Source organism: Methylophaga sp. OBS3 (assembly GCF_026319325.1).
Lineage (GTDB): Bacteria > Pseudomonadota > Gammaproteobacteria > Nitrosococcales > Methylophagaceae > Methylophaga.
Map to the genome: position 1 here is coordinate 156355 of NZ_JAPDMU010000002.1, position 16227 is coordinate 172581.

14 protein-coding genes are annotated in these 16227 nt (G+C 43.9%); 9 read left to right on the forward strand and 5 right to left on the reverse strand.

The features are described 5' to 3' along the window. Positions 1-5 precede the first annotated feature (5 nt). On the reverse strand, positions 6-1223 hold the full coding sequence (locus OMP94_RS05125) for a diguanylate cyclase (RefSeq protein WP_266276812.1): 1218 nt from the start codon (positions 1221-1223) through the stop codon (positions 6-8). A gap of 357 nt (positions 1224-1580) precedes the next feature. On the opposite strand from OMP94_RS05125, the gene OMP94_RS05130 reads away from it, so the two are divergent. Both OMP94_RS05130 and OMP94_RS05135 read left to right on the forward strand, forming a co-directional pair. Next, positions 1581-3221 carry an acetolactate synthase large subunit gene (locus OMP94_RS05130; RefSeq protein WP_266276814.1) on the forward strand — a complete coding sequence of 547 codons (1641 nt, stop codon included), beginning with the start codon at positions 1581-1583 and terminating at the stop codon, positions 3219-3221. Between the two features lie 9 nt (positions 3222-3230). Beyond that, a complete protein-coding gene (locus tag OMP94_RS05135; RefSeq protein WP_266276816.1) occupies positions 3231-4682 on the forward strand; it encodes an aldehyde dehydrogenase family protein in 1452 nt (483 codons plus the stop codon). Positions 4683-4745: 63 nt separating this feature from the next. Here the strand turns inward: OMP94_RS05135 and OMP94_RS05140 are convergent, their stop codons facing one another. Then, a complete protein-coding gene (locus OMP94_RS05140; RefSeq protein ID WP_266276818.1) occupies positions 4746-5216 on the reverse strand; it encodes a Dps family protein in 471 nt (156 codons plus the stop codon). 217 nt (positions 5217-5433) lie between these two features. Continuing rightward, positions 5434-6618, reverse strand: coding sequence for a cyclopropane fatty acyl phospholipid synthase (gene cfa / locus OMP94_RS05145; protein ID WP_266276820.1), 1185 nt, complete (start codon positions 6616-6618; stop codon positions 5434-5436). 234 nt (positions 6619-6852) lie between these two features. Between cfa and OMP94_RS05150 the strand changes: the two genes are divergently transcribed. The 4 genes from OMP94_RS05150 to OMP94_RS05165 all read left to right on the forward strand — a co-directional run bounded on the left by OMP94_RS05150 (position 6853) and on the right by OMP94_RS05165 (position 10900). Beyond that, the gene (locus OMP94_RS05150; RefSeq protein ID WP_266276822.1) at positions 6853-8439 is read left to right on the forward strand and encodes a methyl-accepting chemotaxis protein; all 1587 of its coding nucleotides are present in this window, start codon (positions 6853-6855) and stop codon (positions 8437-8439) included. Positions 8440-8594: 155 nt separating this feature from the next. Continuing rightward, positions 8595-8906, forward strand: a complete 312-nt coding sequence (locus tag OMP94_RS05155) for a PepSY domain-containing protein (RefSeq protein ID WP_266276823.1) — start codon at positions 8595-8597, stop codon at positions 8904-8906. Between the two features lie 3 nt (positions 8907-8909). Further along, complete coding sequence (locus OMP94_RS05160; RefSeq protein WP_266276825.1) at positions 8910-9572, forward strand: response regulator transcription factor; 663 nt, start codon at positions 8910-8912, stop codon at positions 9570-9572. Continuing rightward, positions 9569-10900, forward strand: coding sequence for a sensor histidine kinase (locus tag OMP94_RS05165; RefSeq protein WP_266276827.1), 1332 nt, complete (start codon positions 9569-9571; stop codon positions 10898-10900). The genes OMP94_RS05160 and OMP94_RS05165 overlap by 4 nt, the downstream gene beginning before the upstream one ends. Positions 10901-10948: 48 nt before the next feature. Here the strand turns inward: OMP94_RS05165 and OMP94_RS05170 are convergent, their stop codons facing one another. Next, entirely contained in the window at positions 10949-11260 is a 312-nt protein-coding gene (locus OMP94_RS05170; RefSeq protein WP_266276829.1) for a PepSY domain-containing protein, read from the reverse strand. Between the two features lie 118 nt (positions 11261-11378). Then, complete coding sequence (locus tag OMP94_RS05175) at positions 11379-11684, reverse strand: PepSY domain-containing protein (protein ID WP_266276831.1); 306 nt, start codon at positions 11682-11684, stop codon at positions 11379-11381. 470 nt (positions 11685-12154) lie between these two features. Between OMP94_RS05175 and OMP94_RS05180 the strand changes: the two genes are divergently transcribed. From OMP94_RS05180 to OMP94_RS05190, 3 genes are all read left to right on the forward strand, one after another. Beyond that, on the forward strand, positions 12155-12589 hold the full coding sequence (locus OMP94_RS05180) for an Rrf2 family transcriptional regulator (protein WP_266276833.1): 435 nt from the start codon (positions 12155-12157) through the stop codon (positions 12587-12589). Next, on the forward strand, positions 12582-13163 hold the full coding sequence (locus OMP94_RS05185) for a 5-formyltetrahydrofolate cyclo-ligase (protein WP_266276835.1): 582 nt from the start codon (positions 12582-12584) through the stop codon (positions 13161-13163). Before OMP94_RS05180 ends, OMP94_RS05185 begins: the two co-directional genes overlap by 8 nt. A 91-nt stretch (positions 13164-13254) precedes the next feature. After that, positions 13255-16227: a hybrid sensor histidine kinase/response regulator gene (locus OMP94_RS05190; RefSeq protein WP_266276837.1), complete on the forward strand. Its 2973-nt coding sequence runs from the start codon at positions 13255-13257 to the stop codon at positions 16225-16227.

Consider the following 16227-nt stretch of genomic DNA (forward strand, 5'->3'; position numbering starts at 1 on the left):
TATTATCAGCTTGCACGTAACTCCTCTGTTTGTGACAAATATTCTGATTCACCATATATAACCACACAATTACGCCCCTGTTTCTTTGCAGCATAAAGTGCTTTGTCAGCTAATAGAAGAGGATCTTCATGCCGTGTGAAATTATCTTTACTAACCACCATGGCGCCGATGCTTACGGTGACTTTAATAGCCTGCCCCCGATAGTCATAACTACTTCTTTCAACCAACTCACGCAACCTTTCGGCGGCTTGCTGTAATTGTTGACTATCCGTATCTGGCAATAACAAGACAAACTCTTCACCACCATATCGGCCGATAAAAGCGTCTTTACGAATATTTCGCTCAAGCGTTCTGACGACCGAGACCAAAACCTCATCACCAGCTCGGTGACCATACTTATCGTTCACTTGTTTAAAATGATCGATGTCTACCATCACAATCGCTAATGGCATGCCTTGCCGGCCGACGCTGGCCAACAATTTATCCATCAGTTGTAAAATCAAACGTCTTGACTGTACACCTGTTAAGCAATCTTGTGCTGCAATATTTTCAAGATCCACACGAAGACGATCCTGACTCAACATAATCAAGCCCATGCCAGTAAAGACCATCGTTAACAAGCTAACCAGTAAGTAGATTGCTTGATTACCTTGAATCATCAACGCTGAAAGTTCACCGATTGAAAGCTGCATCGTTACGCTTTCAACAACTCGTAACAGCCCAGCAACAATCGAAACTAATAAAGATGTTGAGATAATCCACTCACCCGCTTGCCATTCGCGAAAAGAACGATCTCGCAATACTCCGATGGCCATGGTGAAAACCACCAACATGCATAGCAATACGATTGACATGCGGCCATGAAAGCTTGGTATGACAAAGGTAAACAGAATGAAACCCGCGAGACTCCAGCAAAAATAGTGCTGGTAAAAATGCCATGGTCGCCTAACACCATTTAACTGAGTGATACCGTCATAAATCAGTAAAATGGATAAAGCCAATGCGACATCAGCGATCACGACCGTGATGAAGTCTGGCAAGGTGCCACGTAACATTAGCAAAACACCGAATACACTATAAGCAGCGTAGGCGTAAGCAAAAGCCTTAAGCCCAATAATGACCGCAGAAGCCCCGCGCGCGATCAAAAAAAACACTGCTGACATCAATATTGAAAACAGCAATGAAATTTCGAATAGCGCTTTCGGGTCTAGAAAGTTGCTCATCAAGCCTCCCGTGGCAATCTAAATCGTCTTTCTGTCGCCACCGACACAATGGTGACCGCGAAAAACATCCTTTTTGATTGAAAAACAAACTTTTACGACTATAAAAATACCATCACTTACACATTTTGTCGGCTAGAATTTTTTGTAAATCACTATAGAAAACTAATCTGATACAGCTAGTTAAGCGCTAATTCCGCATTTTTACTGGTCGAATCCTTGCTCTTATCATGTATCAATGGCAAACCTTCTGACTAATTTTGTGTCCATGACAATAACGGCCTTTGTCATGCCATAAATTTGTGTTACAAACGACTATGCAAGTCTTACTATCACTGCGGTGCCCAAGGACTTTTCGCTATGAAAACATCTGATCTATTAGTTAAAGCGCTGGAAAACGAAGGTGTTGAATATATCTTCGGCATCCCTGGCGAAGAAAACTTGGATCTGCTCGACTCGCTTCAACACTCATCAATCAAATTAATCATTACCCGCCATGAACAAGGCGCAGGTTTTATGGCCGCAACTTACGGCCGATTAACAGGTAAGCCGGGGGTATGTTTATCAACACTTGGTCCCGGAGCAACCAACTTGGTGACACCAGCTGCCTATGCGCAATTAGGTGGGATGCCAATGTTGATTATCACTGGACAAAAACCGATAAAGGCCAGCAAACAAGCGCTGTTTCAAATCGTTGATGTCGTAAACATGTTGCGTCCTATCACCAAGTACACAAAACAAGTTGTGCATGGCAATACCATTGGTGCCGTTGTACGTGAAGCTTTCCGGATTGCGGTGCAAGAACGTCCTGGCGCAGTTCACATCGAATTACCAGAAGATATCGCTGCAGAAGAAGTAACTGAACGAATTTATGTTGTAGAAAATATTCGTCGACCTGATGCCGACAACACAACAATTAAAGATGCGCTGACCTTAATCCGGCAGGCACAGATGCCTTTATTACTAATTGGCGCGGGCGCTAATCGTAAACGTGCGAGTAAAGCATTGACGCGTTTTGTCGAAAAAACAGGCATCCCATTTTTTAATACCCAACTCGGTAAAGGCGTTATAGATGAACGCCATGACAGTTATTTAGGCACTGCCGCCTTATCTGAGTCTGATTACCTACATTGTGCGATTGACCGCGCTGATCTCATCATTAATGTGGGTCATGATGAAGTTGAAAAACCGCCATTTTTTATGAAAGAAGGTGGCGCAAAGGTTATCCATATCAATTTCTTACCTGCTGAGGTTGACCCTGTTTATTTTCCACAGCTTGATGTTGTCGGTGATATAGCCACCTCAATCAATCGTCTCACCGACACCTTAGAGCCACAGCCGCATTGGGATTTCTCTTATTTTTATCGGGTAAAACAAGAGGTGAGAAAACGTTTAGGTAACTATAGTGATGATTTTCGTTTTCCCGTATTACCACAGACGGCTGTCACGACTATTCGTGAAACCTTAGGCGAAAAAGATATCCTCGCGTTGGATAATGGCCTTTATAAAATTTGGTTTGCCCGAAACTACCCAGCCTATGACAACAACACGATATTGCTTGATAACGCGTTAGCTACTATGGGTGCGGGATTGCCAAGTGCGATGATGGCCAAGCTCATTAACCCAGACCGAAAAGTCATGGCGGTTTGTGGCGATGGCGGCTTTATGATGAATTCGCAAGAACTGGAAACAGCTGTCCGGCTTAACCTCGACTTGGTTGTCGTCATTCTCAATGACAATGCTTATGGCATGATCAAATGGAAACAACAGGGCATGGGCTTTAAGGACTATGGCCTGAGTTTTAACAACCCTGACTTTGTTAAATACGCTGAAAGCTATGGTGCACATGGACACCGCCCCGATAGCTATCCTGAATTTGAAAAAATACTCCGTACAGCATTGGATGCTGGCGGCGTTCACCTTATTGATTTGGCCGTTGATTATTCGCTTAATCACTCCATCCTTAATGAAGGCCTTAAACAAAAACTCTGCATTTTATAAGGAGGCACTATGTCTGCCGCAGCCCACTTCCCTTTGCAAATACCTGGCGTAACGGCCGGCAAAGGACGGCAAACTGAAGTTACAAACCCGTACTCTGAAGAACTGCTGGCAACCGTGGAAACTGCCGATGCTGGCGCCGTTGAAAAAGCATTACATACGGCTTACAAGTTGTTTCGTGATCGGGATAATTGGTTACCGATCCCGCAACGCCTCAGCATCTTAGAAAAAGCACTTTATGCCATGCAAGCGCAAGCAGATGAACTTGCTTATGCCTCTGCTGCAGAGGGCGGCAAACCGTTAATTGACTCCCAAGTAGAAATGGCACGCTGTATTGATAGCATCAGACATTGCATTGATACTCTCCGCCATCAAACCTCACACCCCGTACCAATGGGTGTAAACGCAGCCTCCCAGCATCGCATGACGATGATGCAAAAAGAGCCGATCGGTGTTGTTGTTGCTATAAGTGCCTTTAACCACCCATTAAACTTAATTGCCCATCAAGTTGGACCAGCGATCGCGGCTGGCTGCCCGGTTATTGTTAAACCTGCTGAAGCGACACCTTTATCTTGCTTTAGATTAGTCAAAATATTTCATGAAGCAGGCCTGCCCGCAGAATGGTGTCAGGCATTTCTGACTGATGGACATGAAGTCTCTGAACAATTAGCGACCGACAGTCGCGTTGCTTTTTTGAGCTTCATTGGCAGCGCCAAAGTCGGTTGGTATCTGCGTAGTAAATTGGCGCCAGGAACTCGCTGCGCGCTTGAGCATGGTGGTATTGCACCGGTAATTGTCGATAAGTCAGCCAATCTTGATGCTATCGTGCCAGGTCTTGCTAAAGGCAGTTTTTATCATGCAGGGCAGGTTTGTGTATCTGTACAACGTATTTATGCTGATGAAAGCATCGCAGAATCGTTAGCTAATAAATTAGCGGATGCTGGTAACAGAATGTCTGTTGGCGACCCACTCTCTGCTAAAACGGCAGTAGGTCCTTTAATCCGTCCATCTGAAGTTGACCGTGTTGATAACTGGGTACAAGAAGCAATTAGCCAAGGTGCAAAATGTTTGTCAGGCGCAAAAACGCTACCCAATAACTGTTACACGCCAACGGTATTATTAAACCCGCCCAAACAAGCCAAAGTGACGCAGCATGAAGTATTTGGCCCGGTAGCTTGTATCTACCCTGTTAAGAATTTGGATGATGCGATAGCAGCAGCAAACGATACCGACTTTGCTTTCCAAGCCTCGGTCTATAGCCAAGATATTGATCAGGCTATGTATGCTGCGTCTCGACTTGATGCCTCAGCGGTGATGATTAATGAACATACGGCATTTCGCGTAGATTGGATGCCTTTTGCTGGCCTCAAACACTCAGGCCATGGCGTAGGCGGTATTGCTTACTCAATGGAAGATATGCAAATCGACAAAATGATTGTGCTGACTTCCAAAGCGATTCCGTAAACATAGGACAAAAAAAGACCGCCCTAAGGCGGTCTTTTTCGGAGAGAGGACTTAAGTCATCCGTTACTGTGTCATCGCGCGCAACATCCATGCAGTTTTCTCATGCACGCGCATTCTGTCTGAAGCCAATGCACTTGATGATTCATCATCAGCTTCTTCAGCCAATTTCAATACATCTCGACATGTTTTCACGACGATTTCGTGACTTTGTGTCAGCGTCTTAACCATTTCTTCAGCGCTTGGTACACCTTCAACTTCTTTAATTGAGCTTAACTCAGCAAAAGCTTTATAGGTACCAGGAGCAGCAACGTCTAAGGTACGAATACGTTCAGCGATTTCATCTACTGCTGTTGCTAACTCGGTGTATTGCTCTTCAAACATCAAATGTAAATCACGGAACTGTGGGCCGGTTACATTCCAATGGAAATTGTGGGTTTGCAGATAAAGGGTGTATGAATCAGCGAGTAGGCGCTTTAATCCCTCAGCAACCATAGCGCGATCTTTCTTGTTAATACCAATATCTATCGAACTCATATTTACCTCCTGATAAAAAACTTTTTTGCTGCTTTATCCATTCAGCATTTAATAACTTAACTGAATATGTGGGGTTAGAAGTCGATATTTCAACCTATAACACCAACAAAGCTGATGAAACGCAGATATCTTTAACTTTTTATGAATAATGCCATATTGAAAGTGAAATACGCGTCAACTTAGGTTAAATCAGAAGCAAATAGTCTTCATTTAGCTCTCAACGTAATGACCGGTAAACCTCTTTACGACCACGCTTACTTAACACTAGCTGCCACAGCTGCCCCTGCTTACAACGGAAAAATCCCGCACAAGCATGAAGATAGTATTTCCACATTCGATAAAAACGTTCGTCGTATTTATCGCGTAAGGCTGGCCAGGCATTATCAAAATTACGCCACCAAGCCATTAAGGTTTTATCGTAATCAGGGCCAAAGTTATGCCAGTCCTCCATCACGAAACGGCCGTTCAACACATTGCCTAATTCTTGAACGGAAGGCAGCTTGCCATTCGGAAAAATATATTTATCAATCCAAGCGTCCACTTTGAGATTAGTTTGGTGAGTGCCTATGGTGTGCAATAAAAATAATCCCTCGTCTTTAAGCAGTCTGTTTGCAGCATCAAAGTACACGGGATAATTTTTCTGACCAACATGCTCAAACATTCCAATGGAGACGATCTTGTCGAACTGCCCCGCCATATCACGGTAATCTTTTAGCTCGATAGTTACGGGTAAGCCTTCACACCTTTGCTGGGCTAGCTTCTGCTGCTCTCGCGAAATAGTGACACCAACAACTTCGACACCATAATTCTCAGCTGCATAATGGGCAAAGCTGCCCCAGCCACAACCTATTTCAAAGACTTTTTCACCTGGGCGAAGCTGCAGTTTCTGGCAAATCAGATCCAATTTCGCTATTTGTGCATCAGCTAAATTTTCGGCTTTTTCCCAATAGCCACAGGAGTAGCTCATTGTAGGGTCTAGCATCGCCTCAAAAATGTCGTTACCGGTATCGTAATGTTGCTCTCCGACTTGGAAAGCACGTTGACTGGTTTGGAGATTAAAGATGTTTTGCCGAATGATTTCGCCTAAAAGACGTAATTTAGCCCAGCCGCCTAGTTGCTGCTCAACATCAATGGCTAATAATCTGGCAAATAGCTCATCTAGACGATACGTGTCCCACATCTTATCCATGTAACTTTCACCGAAACCAAGCGAACCATGTGTGAGAACCCTTCGGTAAACCGCTTCATCATGGACTTGAATATCCCAAGGATTATCACCGTTGAAACGCACACCAGCTTTGGCCGCGATATCGCTTAATACTTTGGGAGGAGGCGCCTTATCCATTGGCTGCCGGTGCTGACTCCCAAAGCCCGTGTGTCCTGACTGCGTGCGTTGATTCATATGACCAAGCTCCCCGTTAGGTGACACCTTAACCATAGCGCAAAATGATTTGAAATTAAATCCAGCGTTAGAGATATTTTGTTTTAAATCAGTTATTAAAATGACGAAACGGAAATTTTTAAGTTTCCATATAAGTAACCGATATACTGATTATGCTGATATGGACTATTAGCTTCGGTAAGACATGGACAGTGTCTATTTTGGCGATGACGCCGTTTGATATCGGAGATATCAATGAAACAAAACCTGCCTATTACGGATGTCGAAGTACCTTTCCCTGATGGTGAAGAGATCATCTCAACCACCAACCTTAAAGGTATTATCACTAGCTTTAATAACACTTTTCTGAAAATCAGTGGTTTTGATTACGAAGAACTGGATAATAAAAATCATAATGTTATCCGGCACCCAGACATCCCGCCCGCAGCTTTTGATGATCTATGGCAAACCGTAAAAACCAACCAGCATTGGATGGGGATCATCAAAAACCGTGTTAAAAACGGTAATCATTACTGGGTAGATGCCTACGTCAGCCCCATCGTTGAAGATGGCGAAGTGGTAGGCTATGAATCTGTTCGTTCCAAACCTACACGTGACCAAGTTGAACGCGCTAACAAAGTTTATCAGCGCATCAATGCCGGCAAATCTGCTAAAGCTGAATCGGGCCTCTCGAATTTATCATTAAACCAACGATATCTTTTGATTCAGATCCTTGCCTTGATCCTTGGTGGTGGCGTTATCAGTATCGTGCCAAATTTGTTTACAGGTTTTGCTGAAATGGCTGGCCTATTTGTTGCTTTTTTGGCTTATCTTGGCCTAAGTCAGTGGGCAATCGCCCCCCTTAAAGCTGCTGCTGCAGAAGCGCGTGAAGAAGTTAACAACCCATTAATGGCGATGGTTTATACCGGGCGTAGTGATGAAATTGGTCAACTGCAACTCGTCTCAATATTACTTCGAGGACGCCTGCGAACCACACTAAGTCGGATGAAAGAATCTGCCGCAAATATTGCCAACGAATCTGATGATAGTGCGCGCTCTGTGACCTCTATTCATGCCGCAATGGGAAGTCAAGCGTCTGAAATGGAGCAAGTCGCCACTGCCATGACCGAAATGACGGCAAGCATCCAAGAAGTAGCACGAAATGCGTCTGTTGCTGCAAGTAAAGCTGCCGAAGCAGATGATTTATCTCAAAAAGGGGCTAATAGTGCTTTAGAAGCGGTATCAGCATTATCTGAATTGAATGTTGCCATCAATAACATTGCCAATGTCGTTGCCCAATTAGAGGGGGACACACGCAACATTGGTCAAATCATCGATGTGATTACCAATATTGCTGATCAAACAAACCTGCTCGCGCTTAACGCTGCAATTGAAGCTGCCAGAGCCGGTGAACATGGTCGTGGCTTTGCCGTGGTTGCTGAAGAAGTCCGCTCATTAGCCAGTAAAACCCAGTCTTCAACACAGCAGATCCAGTCATTGATTCAAAATTTGAATAATGCTGTAACCCACGCAGTGCAAGTGATGCAACAAAGTCAGCAAACTAGCGAGACGAGTGAGCAACACGTTTCGGGTGCCATTCAAGCACTGCAAACCATCGCTGAACAAGTAAGTGAAATGAGCGATCTTAATACGTTGATTGCGACTGCCGTGGAAGAACAGAGCGCTGTAAGCGAAGATATTAACCGCAATATTGTTCGCGCCAATGACAACACCTCACAAGCCATGTCAGGTGTAGATGTTGCCCAAAAAGCCGCTTTAGACCTACAAGGTCAGTCGCACCGCCTTACAGATATGATCGCCCGTTTCCAACAAAAGGGCTAATCACCCCGCTTTTAGCCTCATCCTTGGATATATCTTTGCAGGTCTATTGTCTCTAAAAATAGCAAAGACCTGCCGCGACTTTTCAGCTACGTTTAATACAACAAAAGTATATTAATCTGTAACTATCAGGCAAAAGTCGCTTGAGGAGACACCAAATGAACCTAAAAACACTTTCAGCACTTGCTGGTAGCATCATGATGTTATTAACAGCATTGCCGATAATGGCTGATGATGTGAGCTACCAGCAAGCACGTGCATTACGTGAAGCTGGCGCCATATTACCCCTAGAACGCATTATTGAAATTGCAAAAACGATTAAACCTGGTGAAGTTATAGATACCGGTTTAGAGGAAGATGACGGCCTATACGAATATGAAATCGAGATCCTCGATGCAAATGGTCGCGTTTGGGAAATGGAGTTTGATGCAGCCACTGGCGAACTCATGGATTTGGAATTGGATGATTAAACGATGCGGTTATTGTTAGTTGAGGATGATCCACTTGCAGGTCCAGCACTTCAACAAGCGTTAAATCATGCTGGCTATGCTGTCGATTTGGCGGTCGATGGTATTGATGCAGAGGCATTAGGTGATATTGAGCCATACGATATTGCAGTTTTAGATTTGGGCCTACCAAAACGTCCAGGACTAGAAGTTCTTCAAAATTGGCGGCAACGTGGTAATGCACTACCCGTCGTTATTTTGACAGCACGTGGTAGCTGGGAAGAAAAAGTAACCGGCTTCAAAGCCGGCGCTGATGACTACGTTGCCAAACCTTTTCAAACCGAAGAATTACTGGCACGAATTAATGCAGTATTAAAACGTAGCCACGGTAATCACAGTGGACCATTAACCGTGTCAGGTTTGGCGCTTGATGAAGATGCACAAAAAGTCACGTTATCTGATGGACAGCAGTTAACACTTACAGGCACAGAGTTTCGGCTCTTGCGTTATTTGATGCTGCATCCTGGCCAAGTTGTCTCAAAAAGCCGATTAACCGAACATGTTTACGACTACGACAGCGATAAAGACAGTAATGTCATGGAGGTTTACGTAAACCGGTTAAGACAAAAAATTGGGGCTGACTATATCCAAACGCGTCGAGGACAAGGTTACGTGTTTAAAGACTCATGACCTCATTAAAGCGGCGTTTAACTCTCGGCCTGACCATTACCCTCAGTATTCTATTGATACTACAGTGGGCACTGATCAGTATTGCCATTGATAGACTGACCAAATCACAACTGAGCGAGAGACTACAAAGCGAAGCCGAAAGTCTATTGGGGCATTTAGAAATCACCCCAGAAGGCGCTTTATCACTTGATGGACAAGTTTTAAGTAGTCTCTATCAGCGGCCTTTTTCTGGACGCTATTACATTGTTTGTAATCCAGATACGTGTTTGCAATCACGCTCACTTTGGGATGAGCAACTTGATATTGAACGATTACCCGCCGGGCAACGTCGACAAACATATTTAGCTGGCCCACAAGATGAAGCGCTGTTTACCCAACTCAATGGGTACACCAAACGGGGTGTAAGCCTAACCATCGCTATTGCTGAAAATATCCAGCCAATCCGTGAAGATCGACAACGGTTTCAATGGTTGTTTACGCTAGTTTCTGCCACCGGCTTATTAATTTTGCTAGGCGTACAGTGGTTTTTGGTTGGACGCGCTTTAAAACCTATGGCAAAAATCCGCCAGCAGTTACTACGTCTAAATAAAGGCGAAGCTGAACAAATCAGTGATCAAGGACCTGAAGAAATTCAGCCGATGATTTCAGCACTAAACCAATTACTCAGTACCATGACGCGAAAAACACAACGCTCACGAGTGGCGCTTGGTAATCTTGCTCATGCTTTAAAAAACCGCCTCAGCTTACTCAACCAAACAGCGGATAAGCCTGAGCTCAATGCTTATCCTGAGCTTCGCAATCAACTCAAAATCACTACCCGAGAATTACAAAATATTGTCGAGCGAGAGCTTAAACGAGCACGCTTAATTGGGGCACCATTACCAGGCCAACGCGTTGATCTTGAGCAAACGATTGCCGAATTAAGTCATACGCTACAACTGATGCATGCTGACAAATCATTGCTTATTGATTGGCAAATTGAACCTGACAAACAGTTTGCTGGTGATCGTGAAGACTTATTGGAGTTATTAGGCAACCTGCTCGACAACGCATGTAAATGGTGTGAACAACGCATTGAAATTCAGGTTGGACAAGTTGACGGAAATTGCCAAATTATCATCGAAGATGATGGCCCAGGCTGTGCCGATGCAGATCTGGAAAAACTGACCCAGCGTGGTTTTCGCGCTGATGAGTCAACCCCGGGCAGCGGCTTAGGTCTCGCTATCGTCTACGATATTGTTGATAGTTATCATGGCAACATGCAGTTTGCTGCATCAACCACTTTAGGCGGATTAAAAGTCAGCGTATTTCTCCCCTCTCGACCATAAAAAAACCCGCTTAGAGCGGGTTTCATTATTATAAAGACTTACTAAAATTTAGAACCAATCCCAATCACGGCTGATATCACGTATTTCACCCGTTTCAGCATTGACTTTGACTTCCCACTCTTTACCGTCTCGACCTAAGATCTCAAACTCATAGTCCCAGCCACCAAGAAACTCTCTATTTTCTAGATCAATATCATCAATAAGGCCAGGTTTTGCCTCAAGTGCAACCTTTTGCGCCTTTTCAAGAGAAATCAAGCCCAGTTGCTCGGCTTTATGCTGAATTTCCCACGCATCATCAGCAATAGCAGAACCCGATAATAGAGTTAAAGATAATACGCCAGCAGAAATTAATGTTTTCATTTTGTCACCTCTTTATATCGACGATGCTATGTTAATAATTGAAAATTAAACAAAGCTGAAAAAAAGGCCCGCTAATTAGCGGGCCTATGCTTTTTACTAACAAGAGAAATGTGTGTTATTAATCACGCTGTACGTGCAACACTTCACCTGTCTTAGCATCGATATAAATATCCCATTCCATACCTTGCTTATCAGCAACTTCAACTTCGTATTTATATCCCATGCCAGTACCCTCTAAGTCGATATCATCAACAAAGCCAGGCTTCGTTTCTGATGCAATTCGCTTAGCCTCATCAACGCTTATTAAATCAAAGGCTTCTGCTTTTTGTTGCATTTGCATCAGATCATCTGCATCGGCAAAGGCAGTTGCAGCCATACCCAGTGAAATCAAACCTGCTAACGTCAGTTTGTTTAATGTTTTCATTTTTAAGCTCCTTTCCTTTTTGATTAAGGTGAGCTCAGGTTACAAAATCAATCTTAAACGAAGCTGAAAGTGTTAAATTTTAATTTTTTTTATATTTAAGATTAATAATAAATTAGTCACTATCGAATTTATATGTTCTTTATAAAATGCTACAAGAAGTGAATTTGATTGATATAAAGAAAGCCATCAGCTCATCTTCTAAAGCGTTAAACGTGAGAAAAATGCCAACCAGCTATCATTATTGCCCAAGGTTTTTGCTAATAATGCATCTTTTCATCAAAAAGGCTGGTCACATTGATGAGTATTGATCTAGTCAAGGGCGCTAAATGGGGTTAACTTTGATATATACATCAATACATAACGAATAATTGTCTGGAGCGTAACTAGTAGACAAAATATTAATTCCCAAGCCGCTATCATGAGTGCACACTACCTATCTGTGCACAGGCGGTTTTACAGGAGTAAACGCTATGCAACTCACAACTCACACAGATTATTCACTGAGATTATTGATTTACCTCGCCACACAACAAGGTCCAAAAACCACCATTCAAATTGTCGCTGAACAATTTTCGATCTCGGCAAATCACTTAGCTAAAGTTGCACAAACACTGGTCCAGCATAACTACATCGTCAGCCTTCGTGGAAGAGGGGGTGGCTTAACGCTTGCTAAACCAGTAGATGAGATCAATATTGGCAAACTTGTCAGACAAACCGAAAACCTACAATTATTACCTTGTTTTGGTAACAGCGATTCTTGTCCTATTGATCCTGCTTGCACCCTCAAAGGCGCGCTTGCCAAAGCCCAATATGCTTTTTTAAGTGTCTTAGACGAATACACCTTAGCGGACTTAGTCACAAGCGCTAACAGACAACAATTACAAGGATTATTGAACGTTGCCTGACGAAAAAGATTGGGTTGACTGGCGAAATCAACAACGACGACACCTAATAAATAAACGCCAAATACTTACCCCCTCTCAGCGGGATGACGTTGAGCAGAAAATACAGTCCCAGCTGCTAGATTTTTTGCTGCCATTACCTGCAGGCATTATCAGTTTTTATATACCAATTAAAGGCGAAATTAATTGCCAACCTCTTATCGAGGCCTTATTAGCTAAAGGCTGGCAGGCAGCATTACCGAAGATCATCGCTAAAGATACAGCGCTAGAATTCAGGTTATGGCAACCAGACTGTGTTATGGCGCCCGAGACTTGGCGGATCCCCGTTCCACAAAATACTGAGCTTGCTGTACCAAATGTATTACTTATTCCGCTAGTCGGATTTGATCAGTACGGTCATCGCTTGGGAAATGGTGGCGGCTTTTATGATCGCAGTTTGGCCGCTATTCAACCCAAGCCATTGGCTATCGGGGTTGGCTTAGAATCATTAAAACTCGACGATATTGAAGCACAGCCACATGATATTGCCATGGACTATGTGGTAACCGAGCAAACCATTTATTCATCTCAACATTGAATCGACAAAAATTGTAGTATCTAGCTTTGGGTTTAGTTACTGTCGGGTAACAGCACTGATAACGATGAGTGTATTGCAAGGAATGAGATAAATGCATCGAATCGTGGCCAACATGCAGCATCGGCGTGAGCTCGCCGTGGTCAGTTATGGCCTACTTCCGCTCATCTTAATGGCAGATAGTTATACCGTGCTGGGCTTTGCTCATGGCATTTTCTATGCGCCCGTCTTATTTCTCGCGTCACTGAGCGGCCGTCGTTACGCTCTTAATATTGTTCTCGTTATTAGCATTCTCTTTACTTGGATTGGCTTATTTCTCACAGCCAACCCTTATGACACCTCGTTACCATTGTTTGCTTATGGCAATCGCGCTTTATCGACATTATTGCTGCTTATCACATACGCGGCATGCAGATTAGGGATGGCGTTTCAAACATCCCAACAAGCCCAGCAACAACAATTACAAATGGCAGCTCAACTTGGCAAACTTGCCAAATTAGGTAGTTGGCATTTGTCGGCAGATGGTATTTTTCATCTATCTAAACAAGCTCGAAGGATCCTAACTGTTGATCAGGCAGAACTTTCTTTAGAGCAATTTTCAGCCTTACTAATTGATGTCGATGGTGAGCATTTTTTAGCCAATATGCAGCCCGCAGCATTACCTCTCGATATCGAATATCGCCGTTTACAAAAAGATGGTGAATTACGTTGGATTCGCCTCGTTGCCTATCAAGATAGTCAATCATCAGGAAAGATTTTTGGTGTGATCCAAGACACACACTCTAATCGTATTATCGAAGCAAAAATGGCTGAAGATGAGCGACGCTTCCGATTTGCTGGTGATAGTTTGCAGTTATTTACTTGGACTGCGCGGCCGGATGGTGAACTCGAGTCAGTTTCGCGTTACACCGTCGACTTGTTGGGTGCTAGCGAGAAGTTCATCGTCAGTAATTGGTTAAACTTCCTACACCCAGATGATCAACAATCAACACATAACCAGTGGATGCACTGCATCAAAACAGGAGAAGCGCTTGTTGCTGAATACCGTCTTCGACGACACGATGGGCAATACTTTTGGTTTCTCACCCGCGCCCTCCCAGCACGTGATGCGCAGGGAAATATTTTCAAATGGTATGGCTCTGGTATTGATATTACTGAGAGTAAAGTCTTACAGCAGCATAGTGAAAACCTTTCACAACAACTGCAAAACACTCTGGCCAGCATCACCGACGCGTTTTTCACCCTAGATGAAAATCTCAGTTTTAGCTACGCCAATGAACAAGCTGCCAGCTTATTGGGGCGACCTCGTTCAGCGCTATTAAACAATCTTGCCGTGAATGAAACCCCAATTGATGCAGATGGTAGTTTTAGTCGACAGCTTGAGCGAGCAGTTTTATCACACAAAATGACTGCTTTTGAGTTTTGGTATGCCGGTCGAGAGTTGTGGTTAGACGTGCGTATTTATCCAGCCGCCGACGGTTTAACCGTTTATTTGCGTGATATTACTCGTCTGCGCCGTGATCAAGATGAGCTTATCCTGCTGCGAAATGCCGTTTCGCAATTAAATGATATCGTCATCATCACTGAAGCCACACCTCTTGATGAACCTGGTCCCAAAATTGTATTCGTTAATGACGCATTTGAACGCATTACGGGCTACTCTCGGGAATATGCGATTGGTAAGTCACCAAGATTTTTACAAGGTCCAAAAACCCAGCGGAGCGAACTGGACCGCATCCGACAAGCTTTGATCAGTCGACAATCGGTCAGGGCACAGCTCACCAATTACCATAAAAACGGTGACGAGGTGGAAATTGAGCTCAACATTGTGCCGATTGGTGTAGATAGTGGTCGAATTACCCATCTGGTATCGATTCAGCGAGACATCACCAACGAAAGAGTTTTACAAAAGCAGCTACAGCTAGCTCAACGTATGGAAGCCATTGGCCAGTTAACCGGCGGGATAGCCCACGATTTTAATAACATGCTCACCGTCATCACCGGTAATAATGATTTGCTACAAGAAGCATTAGAAAAGCAGCCACAACTATTATCATTTTCTAAACTCATTGGTAATGCTGCCGAACGTGGCGCAGGACTTACCCGAAACTTACTCACCTTTGCTCGTCGCCAGCCCTTGTCACCCGCCCAAGTCGATATCAATCAACTAATACAACAATTACAGGAGCTACTACGAAGCTCGCTTGGGGCAAAGTCACCACTAAAACTGAACCTAAGCACAAACTTATGGCCGGTTATGATTGATGCCGTGCAGCTAGAGAGTAGTTTGTTAAACCTCACCATTAATGCCCGTGATGCGATGCCTGAGTCCGGTGAACTCACAATAAGTACAGCCAACATCAAAGCTCAACCACTTGATGAAGATAAAGAGTTACGTGGTACTGACTGGGTTGAAGTCAGCGTTCAAGACACAGGCTCTGGTATTCCAAAAGAAATGATCGACAAAATCTTTGAGCCATTTTTCACAACCAAAGCTGCTGGTAAAGGTAGTGGCTTAGGGCTCAGTATGGTGTTTGGCTTTATCAAGCAATCTGGCGGTCATATCCGCGTTATTTCCGAACCAGGCGAAGGCACCATCTTTAAATTGCTGTTACCTCGCGCAGAAACCGAGAAAAAGCCAGAAAAAGCCCCACCAGCACCTGAAGTTAATCATCATTTAGATATCGCCGGGCATACAGTTTTGGTTGTTGAAGATAACGACCTTGTTCGTCAATATGCAAGCAGCCAGCTACGTGATGCCGGCTATCACGTTCTAGAAGCCGCAGAATCAAAACAGGCACTTGAATGGCTTAATTCTGGCCAACGTATCGATTTGCTATTTACTGATGTGTTAATGCCAGATAGCCTTTCAGGCAGTGAGTTGGCAAAACAGGCTGCATTCATTCGCCCGGAGTTACCTGTACTCTATACTTCGGGCTATACAGAAAATGTACTGAATGACCTCAGTGATGAACAGCGTCAACAGTCCCTGCTTCACAAGCCCTATCATAGGGTTGCGCTGCTGCAACGTGTTGCACAGGCCATAAACGCAGTAAAGGATCCCTGA